An 8,768-nucleotide genomic window follows, 5' to 3' on the forward strand; every position below is an offset into this window, starting at 1 on the left:
TCCTGACTTAAGGGAAATTTGCTTGTCCGGAGTTCGGAGGAGTAAGCGCAGGGCAGATGGCCCCAACCTGGATCTTTACTCTTGTTCCCTTCGCAGGTTCTAACCTGATCAGGTTCCGCGGATCCCGAATTAACGGTCTCAGCCCCGGGGGGCACTCCGACAAGAAGAAGTCTGGCTTTCGCCAGAGGCAATCATGCGATTGCCTTTTCAGCATAAAGGGGCGTTATGGAAAGCTCAAGGGATTAAACAGTTAACTTTTCAGGCAGGACGAGCCATCGCAGAGTCATTAGCTGCGGACTTATCCGCATACTTCTCCAGCGCCAGCTGAATAAATTTATCTTCCAGGGTGAAGCGGGCTTCCAGCACTTCGCCAACGATCGACAGCGCCTGCTGGAACTCCAGATAGTTGTCGTGATCGATGGCGTTTTCCAGATGAGCGTCGTAAATCGCCATAATCTGTTCGGTATTCGCCTGTAGCGAAGGATAAATCAACGCCGCTTTGGCCAGCTGGTCGGTGCCTTCCATTTCCTGAATAAAACGTTCGTACGCCGTGAAGTGGCCGGTTGAGAGATAATCAACCAGGCTTTGACAGAAGTTATCCAGCGCCTCTTCGTCGAGCGTAGTCAGTGATTCTTTGTTAGGCTTCATGCCAACCATTTGATAATAAGCAATCAGCAGCTGCTTACGTGAATGAAGGCAAAAATCTACCAGTTCGCTGCATCCGCCTACGCGTGAGGCCAAAACTTCCAGCTGGTCAAGCATGAGTGACTCCAAAAGTGTTATTTTAACTGTCTATCCCAATCCGGTAAGTGCGTGAAGTGAGGATGAGCAATTTATGGAACTTGAGATTTCAAGCGTAGACGCTGGCTGGTGGATTGTCAGCCATGAACAGAAAATTTGGCTGCCAAAAGGTCAATTACCGTACGGAAACGCACAAGATTTAGGCCTCGCCGGCTCGAAAGGTGCGCTGATTGGCGAATGGCAGGGCGAACCTGTGCGGCTGATTAGCGAAAATCGTCCGGAAGGGATGGCGTCGCTGCGGCAGCTGCTCGACCAGGATCCCGCCCTGTTTCAGCTGGCGGGACGCGGCATCCAGCTGGCCGAATTTTATCGCTCGCATCAGTGGTGCGGCTACTGCGGTCACGCGATGTATCGCAGCAAAACGGAATGGGCCTGCCTGTGTGGTCACTGCCGCCAGCGCTATTATCCGCAAATTGCGCCCTGCATCATCGTGGCCATCCGTCGCGGCGATGAAATCCTGTTGGCTCAGCATACCCGCCACCGTAACGGCATCTACACGGTGCTGGCTGGCTTTGTCGAGGTGGGCGAAACGCTGGAGCAGACCGTAGCGCGCGAGGTGATGGAAGAGAGCGGCATCAGGGTAAAAAACCTGCGCTATGTTTCCTCGCAGCCCTGGCCTTTTCCGCAGTCATTGATGATGGCGTTTATGGCCGACTACGACAGCGGCGAGATCGACATCGATCCCAAAGAGCTGTTGGATGCCAACTGGTATCGCTACGACGCCTTGCCACAGCTGCCGCCGGCGGGAACCGTGGCGCGTCGGCTGATAGAAGACACCGTCGCGCTCTGCCGCGCCGCTGCGGAATAACTGATATACTGTGCGTCTGAATGAAAAAGAGTCCTGAAGATGAGTGAACTGAAGAACGATCGTTATTTGCGTGCTCTGCTGCGTCAGCCGGTAGACGTTACGCCCGTGTGGATGATGCGTCAGGCCGGACGGTATTTGCCGGAGTACAAGGCGACGCGCGCCCAGGCCGGCGACTTTATGTCGCTGTGTAAAAATGCTGAGCTGGCCTGTGAAGTCACGCTGCAACCGCTGCGTCGCTACGCGCTGGATGCGGCGATCCTCTTCTCTGATATCCTGACCATCCCTGATGCGATGGGGCTGGGGCTCTATTTTGAAGCTGGCGAAGGCCCGCGCTTCTCCTCGCCCGTGACCTGTCGTGCGGACGTCGAAAAACTGCCCGTGTTCGATCCCGAGCAGGAGCTGGGCTACGTGATGAACGCAGTGCGCACCATCCGTAAAAATTTACAGGGCGCGGTGCCGCTGATCGGTTTCTCCGGCAGTCCATGGACGCTGGCGACCTACATGGTGGAAGGCGGCAGCAGTAAGGCCTTCACTAAACTGAAAAAAATGATGTACGCCGAGCCGGAAACCCTGCATCTGATGCTGGATAAGCTGGCCGACAGCGTTACGCTCTATCTGAATGCGCAGATCCGCGCGGGTGCGCAGTCGGTGATGATTTTCGATACCTGGGGCGGCGTGCTGACCGGGCGGGATTACCTACAGTTCTCCCTGCACTACATGCATAAAATCGTCGATGGCCTGCAGCGTGAAAACGACGGTCGCCGCGTGCCCGTGACGCTGTTTACCAAGGGCGGCGGCCAGTGGCTGGAAGCGATGGCGGAAACCGGCTGCGACGCGCTTGGTCTGGACTGGACCACCGATATTGGCGAGGCGCGTCGACGCGTGGGCCATAAAGTGGCGCTGCAGGGCAATATGGATCCTTCTATGCTTTATGCCACGCCTGCCCGTATTGAGCAGGAAGTGGCGGGCATTCTTCAGGGCTTCGGCAACGGCACGGGCCACGTGTTCAACCTGGGTCACGGCATTCATCAGGATGTCCCGCCGGAACACGCGGGTGCTTTTGTGGAGGCCGTCCACAAACTGTCAGGACAGTACCACCAGGATTAATTATGGATATACAGGCATTAAAGCAGGAACAGACGACGCGTGCGGCGGAAGTGGTACGCGCTGATGATTTTGACGTAATGCCGCCGCGCTATATCGCCGGGGCGGACGTGGGGTTTGAGCAGGGTGGCGAGGTCACGCGCGCCGCGCTGGTGCTGTTGGAGTATCCGTCGCTGAAGCTTATTGAGCATCGCGTTGCACGGATAGCCACCACCATGCCTTATATCCCCGGCTTTCTCTCGTTTCGCGAATATCCCGCTCTGCTGGCCGCCTGGGAGCAGCTGGAGCAGAAACCCGACCTGCTGTTTGTCGATGGTCAGGGCATCGCGCATCCGCGCCGTCTTGGCGTCGCCAGCCACTTTGGCCTGCTGGTGGATGTGCCGACTATTGGCGTGGCAAAACGCCGACTATGCGGCAAGTTCGAGCCGTTAGGCGACGAGCCGGGCTCGCGACAGCCGCTGATCGACAAAGGCGAGCAGATTGGCTGGGTGCTGCGCAGCAAAAAACGCTGCAATCCGCTGTTTATTTCGCCGGGCCACCGCGTCAGTAACGATACGGCGCTGCACTGGGTGGAGACCTGCCTGCAAGGCTACCGTTTGCCGGAGCCGACGCGCTGGGCCGATGCCGTAGCGTCCAACCGGCCCGCTTTCGCCCGTCTCGGCATCCCGCTATAACGGTGTGAGGCGCCGGCTTTTCGGTTACACTGCAGCCCGCGCACTTTTGTTTAAGAGATCCCAACATGTTACGTAATCCGATTCACCTGCGGCTGGAAAAACTGGAAAGCTGGCAGCACGTTACTTTTATGGCCTGCCTGTGCGAGCGCATGTATCCCAATTATTGGGCTTTTTGCCGCCAGACCGGGTTTGGCGACGGCCAACTCTATCGTCGTATTCTCGATCTGGTCTGGGAAACGCTGCTGGTGAAAGATGCCAAAGTGAATTTTGACTCGCAGCTGGAAAAGCTGGAGGAAGCTATCCCGGCGGCTGAGGATTACGATCTGTACGGCGTTTATCCAGCTATCGACGCCTGCGTCGCGCTGAGCGAACTGCTGCACTCCCGTTTGAGCGGTGAAACCCTGGCGCACGCTATCGCTGTCAGCGAAGCTTCAATTACCTCTGTAGCGATGCTGGAAATGACCCAGGCCGAACGTGAAATGACCGAGGAAGAGCTAAAAGCGAATCCCGCCGTTGAAGAGGAATGGGACATCCAGTGGGAGATTTTTCGCCTGCTCAGCGCCTGTGAGGAAAGGGATCCGGAGCTGATAAAAGGACTGCGTTCTGACCTGCGGGAATCAGGGATCAGCAATATCGGTATAAATTTTCAGCAGTAAGGCGATAAAACGTGACTTCAGGCCTGATTTGTAGCGCCTTAAGGCTTCACATTCGCCCCCAGTCTGGTCTACATTTGTGGGGCTGAAAAAAGTGGCTATCGGTGCGTGTATGCAGGAGAGTGCCAGAAACTGGTTTTTCCCTCGCACTCGATGCTTAGCAAGCGATAAATACACTGTAAGGATAACTTATGAACAAGACTCAACTGATTGATGTAATTGCGGACAAAGCGGACCTGTCTAAGACCCAGGCTAAAGCTGCACTGGAATCCACTCTGGCTGCGATTACTGAGTCTCTGAAAGAAGGTGATGCTGTACAACTGGTTGGTTTTGGTACTTTTAAAGTTAACCACCGTGCTGAGCGTACTGGCCGCAACCCGCAGACCGGCAACGAAATCAAAATTGCAGCTGCAAACGTACCGGCATTCGTTTCTGGTAAAGCTCTGAAAGACGCTGTTAAATAATCGACAGTGAAAAGTTTTAAACAGGGGGGCGTTAAGCCCCTTTTGTTAAGGCTTTTTAGCTGTTTTTCACGGGACAGCCTGTGACGCTTTTCTCTCGTTCCGTTTTGCCGTTCCTGCTGCTGTTAGCAGGCTGTAGTTCACGACAGATGCCTGATTTTACCGCCAGCGGCTATCTTGCCGATCGCGGCGCCGTGCGTATCTGGCGCAAAACGCCTTCCCCACAGTCAACCCATCTGCAAACGGTCTATACCCCTTTTACCGAGCCGGTAACGGAAACCACGGACTACCAGTGGCAAGAGGGCAAACTGATTTCTGTTGAACGCAAAATTGTGGGCGCGCACTCTGAAAGTGTGACGCTGCGCTTTGACCAAAACGGCCGCCTGAGCTTTATGCAGCGCCAGCTGGCGAATCGGCGTGAAGCGCTGACAGCTGATGCTATCGCGCTCTACCAGTTCGATGCCGAACGTATGCTGACTATCAGCGACGATTTGCTACGCGGACGCGTAAGGCTATTACAGGGAGAGTGGACGCCTTCGGGCGCGGTCAGGTTATGCGGCGGCGGTAAGGCCTCGCCTGGCTTCGACAATAATGCCTTGCGTTATATCACCCAGCATCAGCAGGGATCGGGCGAGCCCCTTGGCATTGCCTGGCTGGAAGCGCCGGGTGGCACCCAGCTGCTGCTGGCGACGCCGGAAGACCTTTGTCAGCAACAGCCGCAGGCCGACAGTTTTTAATCAGCTGCCGGCTTGAGAGAGGAGGGGACAGCGCTGCCCCCTGAATCACTCTTATTTACGCCCGATAGCGCGGTAGCCGATATCCGTGCGGCAGAAGCTGCCATGCCAGGAGATGTGCCTGGCCAGTTCGTAGGCATGTTTCTGCGCCGCCGCGACGTCTTCGCCCAGCGCGGTCACGCACAACACGCGTCCGCCGTTTGTCACCACCAAATCGTCCTGCATTTTGGTGCCGGCGTGGAAAACCTTACCGTCCGGCGTCGCTTCCAGCGGCAGACCGTGGATCTGATCGCCGGTGGCGTAATCGCCAGGGTAGCCGCCCGCTGCCAGCACCACGCCCAGCGAAGGACGCGGATCCCAGACGGAGTCTTTGCTATCCAGCCTGCCGTCAACGGCGGCAAGGCAAAGATCGACCAGGTCAGACTGCAGGCGCAGCATGATCGGCTGCGTTTCGGGGTCGCCAAAGCGGCAGTTAAATTCAATGACTTTCGGCTGGCCGCTGTTATCGATCATCAGACCGGCATAAAGGAAGCCGGTATAGACGTTGCCTTCGGCCGCCATGCCGCGGACGGTCGGCCAGATAACCTCGTCCATAACGCGCCGGTGGATTTCGTCGGTTACGACCGGGGCTGGCGAATAGGCGCCCATGCCGCCTGTATTCGGGCCGGTATCGCCATCGCCCACGCGTTTATGATCCTGACTGGTCGCCATCGGCAGCACGTTCTCGCCGTCAACCATCACGATAAAGCTGGCTTCCTCGCCGTCCAGGAACTCCTCCACCACGATACGGTGCCCGGCATCGCCAAAAGCGTTTCCGGCCAGCATGTCTTTAATGGCGGCCTCCGCTTCTTCCAGCGTCATTGCGACAATCACGCCTTTGCCCGCCGCCAGACCGTCTGCCTTGATCACAATCGGCGCGCCCTTACTGCGCGTATAGGCCAGCGCGGCCTCTACGTCGGTGAAGTTCTGATATTCCGCCGTCGGGATTTTATGGCGGGCCAGGAAATCTTTGGTGAAAGCTTTAGAACCCTCCAGCTGCGCGGCAGCCTGGGTCGGGCCAAAGATCTTCAGCCCGGCGGCGCGAAAAGCATCAACTATGCCAATGACCAGCGGCGCTTCCGGCCCAACGATAGTCAGATCGATGCGCTCACGCTGGGCAAAATCCAGCAGTGCAGGGATATCGGTCGCGCCAATAGCGACGTTTTGCAATGCCGGCTCCAGCGCGGTGCCGGCATTGCCCGGCGCGACAAATACGGTTTCCGCCAGCGGCGACTGCGAAGCTTTCCACGCCAGCGCGTGCTCACGGCCGCCATTGCCAATCACTAAAATTTTCATTGTCGGTTCCTTATTAATGGCGGAAGTGGCGCATATTGGTGAAAATCATGGCAATGCCGTGTTCATCAGCGGCGGCGATCACTTCTTCATCGCGAATCGAGCCGCCAGGCTGGATAACGCAGCTCACGCCCGCCGCCGCCGCCGCATCAATCCCGTCACGGAACGGGAAGAAGGCGTCAGAGGCCAGCGCGCAGCCTTCCACCACCAGACCTTCATCTTTTGCTTTGATACCGGCAATTTTGGCGGAGTAAACGCGGCTCATCTGGCCGGCACCAATCCCGACGGTCATATTGTCGCGTGCATAAACAATGGCGTTGGATTTCACAAATTTGGCGACTTTCCAGCAGAACAGCGCATCGCGCAGCTCCTGCTCTGTCGGCTGACGTTTGGTTACGACGCGCAGCTGGCTTGCTTCCACCATGCCCAGATCGCGATCCTGTACCAGCAAACCGCCGTTCACGCGCTTGAAGTCCAGCCCGGCCTGACGCTGCTGCCACTGGCCGCAAATCAGCACGCGCACGTTCTGCTTGGCCGACGTCACCTTCAGCGCGGCTTCGCTGGCGGAGGGCGCAATAATCACTTCAACGAACTGGCGGCTGATAATTGCCTGAGCGGTCGCTTCGTCCAACTCGCGGTTAAAGGCGATGATGCCGCCAAAGGCAGAGGTAGGATCGGTTTTGTAAGCCAACTCGTAAGCGCCCAAAGCCGAATCGCTAACCGCCACGCCGCAAGGGTTAGCATGCTTGACAATCACGCAGGCCGGTTCGCTGAACTCTTTTACGCATTCCAGCGCCGCATCGGTATCGGCAATATTGTTATAAGAAAGCGCCTTGCCCTGAACCTGCTGCGCCGTGGCGACCGAAGCCTCAGTCACATTCTCTTCTATATAGAAGGCGGCATCCTGATGGCTGTTTTCGCCGTAGCGCATATCCTGCTTCTTAATGAAGTTCAAATTCAGCGTACGCGGGAAGCGTCCGGCAGGCTCGCGGGTTTCACCATGATAGGCCGGAACCAGGCTGCCGAAGTAGTTGGCGATCATGCTGTCGTAGGCGGCGGTATGCTCGAAAGCTTTAATAGCCAGATCGAAGCGGGTAGCCAGCTGTAGTGAGTTATCGTTGGCGTCCATCTCGGCAATCACCGCGTCGTAGTCGCTGCTCTTTACTACGATAGCTACGTCTTTATGGTTCTTGGCCGCGGAGCGCACCATAGTCGGGCCGCCGATATCGATATTCTCTACCGCATCTTCCAGCGAGCAGCCTTCGCGCGCCACCGTCTGTGCAAAGGGATAAAGGTTAACGACCACCATGTCGATAGGGGCGATGCTGTGCGCCTGCATGATGGCATCGTCCTGGCCGCGACGTCCCAGAATGCCGCCGTGAACTTTCGGATGCAGAGTTTTGACGCGTCCATCCATCATTTCCGGGAAACCGGTATAGTCAGACACTTCGGTAACGGGCAGACCGGCCTCGGCCAACAGACGAGCAGTGCCGCCCGTGGAGAGCAGCTCCACACCACGCGCGGAAAGCGCCTGTGCAAATTCGAGGATACCGGCTTTGTCGGACACGCTGAGCAGAGCGCGGCGTACAGGACGAGGTTGTTGCATGAGGTTTTATCCCTTGGCTTTGGTTCGCATAGATAAGAGCGTTACATCAATCTTAGCTTTTCCCCTTCTTTATAAAGAAAGAAGCAGAGAAGATTCAGGTAACGCCCCCAAATGGGGGCCGGGATTTTTCCGGGGCATTGTAGCGAAAACGTTTGCGTGATGCTCGTCTAAATTTGTTCTCACCGCCGGATGTGGATAACTTTGTGGGTAAATGCGTATAAATAGCCCTTTTGCTGTGGAATGCAGCTAACGCGCTATTTTTCTAAAATTAGGGGTTGTCAGCCGCCAGGAACTCCCTATAATGCGCAACCACTGAGACGGCACAACGGCTTACGGGCCAGCGGCTCAGGAGGTTCAGGAAGCTGAACCGCCGGAGAAAAACTTCTGAAAAAGAGGTTGACTCTGAAGGAGGAAAGCGTAAGATACGCCACCTCGCAGTAAGTCGCCAAGGCGCTTACCGCAACGCTCTTTAACAATTTATCAGACAATCTGTGTGGGCACTCGCAGGATTGATATCAAGCGTCTCCGGACGCAAAAAAATATCAAGTCTTAAGAGTGAACACATAATGAAATTCATTATGACGTTTTACACTTG

9 protein-coding genes and 1 riboswitch are annotated in these 8,768 nt (G+C 56.3%); of the genes, 6 read left to right on the forward strand and 3 right to left on the reverse strand.

Annotated elements, in window-relative coordinates:
* Positions 1 to 68: 68 nt before the first annotated feature.
* Positions 69 to 169, reverse strand: a riboswitch (TPP riboswitch).
* A gap of 89 nt (positions 170 to 258) precedes the next feature.
* On the reverse strand, positions 259 to 762 hold the full coding sequence (rsd, locus tag EGK14_RS20630; protein WP_125290955.1) for a sigma D regulator: 504 nt from the start codon (positions 760 to 762) through the stop codon (positions 259 to 261).
* A gap of 73 nt (positions 763 to 835) precedes the next feature.
* Between rsd and nudC the strand changes: the two genes are divergently transcribed.
* From nudC to EGK14_RS20660, 6 genes are all read left to right on the forward strand, one after another.
* On the forward strand, positions 836 to 1,609 hold the full coding sequence (nudC, locus tag EGK14_RS20635; protein ID WP_125290956.1) for an NAD(+) diphosphatase: 774 nt from the start codon (positions 836 to 838) through the stop codon (positions 1,607 to 1,609).
* 39 nt (positions 1,610 to 1,648) lie between these two features.
* Positions 1,649 to 2,716 (forward strand): uroporphyrinogen decarboxylase, encoded by a 1,068-nt coding sequence (gene hemE / locus EGK14_RS20640; protein ID WP_125290957.1) that lies wholly within the window; start codon positions 1,649 to 1,651, stop codon positions 2,714 to 2,716.
* A gap of 2 nt (positions 2,717 to 2,718) precedes the next feature.
* Positions 2,719 to 3,387, forward strand: a complete 669-nt coding sequence (gene nfi, locus EGK14_RS20645) for a deoxyribonuclease V (RefSeq protein ID WP_125290958.1) — start codon at positions 2,719 to 2,721, stop codon at positions 3,385 to 3,387.
* A 65-nt stretch (positions 3,388 to 3,452) separates the two neighbouring features.
* Positions 3,453 to 4,043, forward strand: a complete 591-nt coding sequence (locus tag EGK14_RS20650; protein ID WP_125290959.1) for a YjaG family protein — start codon at positions 3,453 to 3,455, stop codon at positions 4,041 to 4,043.
* 188 nt (positions 4,044 to 4,231) lie between these two features.
* The gene (gene hupA, locus EGK14_RS20655; protein ID WP_017803060.1) at positions 4,232 to 4,504 is read left to right on the forward strand and encodes a nucleoid-associated protein HU-alpha; all 273 of its coding nucleotides are present in this window, start codon (positions 4,232 to 4,234) and stop codon (positions 4,502 to 4,504) included.
* A 146-nt stretch (positions 4,505 to 4,650) separates the two neighbouring features.
* Positions 4,651 to 5,238 carry a DUF1481 domain-containing protein gene (locus EGK14_RS20660; RefSeq protein ID WP_125290965.1) on the forward strand — a complete coding sequence of 196 codons (588 nt, stop codon included), beginning with the start codon at positions 4,651 to 4,653 and terminating at the stop codon, positions 5,236 to 5,238.
* A gap of 51 nt (positions 5,239 to 5,289) precedes the next feature.
* Here the strand turns inward: EGK14_RS20660 and purD are convergent, their stop codons facing one another.
* Both purD and purH read right to left on the reverse strand, forming a co-directional pair.
* Positions 5,290 to 6,570: a phosphoribosylamine--glycine ligase gene (purD, locus tag EGK14_RS20665; RefSeq protein ID WP_125290960.1), complete on the reverse strand. Its 1,281-nt coding sequence runs from the start codon at positions 6,568 to 6,570 to the stop codon at positions 5,290 to 5,292.
* 13 nt (positions 6,571 to 6,583) lie between these two features.
* On the reverse strand, positions 6,584 to 8,173 hold the full coding sequence (gene purH / locus EGK14_RS20670; RefSeq protein ID WP_125290961.1) for a bifunctional phosphoribosylaminoimidazolecarboxamide formyltransferase/IMP cyclohydrolase: 1,590 nt from the start codon (positions 8,171 to 8,173) through the stop codon (positions 6,584 to 6,586).
* Positions 8,174 to 8,768 lie beyond the last annotated feature (595 nt).

It is taken from the genome of Erwinia sp. 198 (assembly GCF_003937915.1).
Taxonomy (GTDB): Bacteria; Pseudomonadota; Gammaproteobacteria; order Enterobacterales; family Enterobacteriaceae; genus Erwinia; species Erwinia aeris.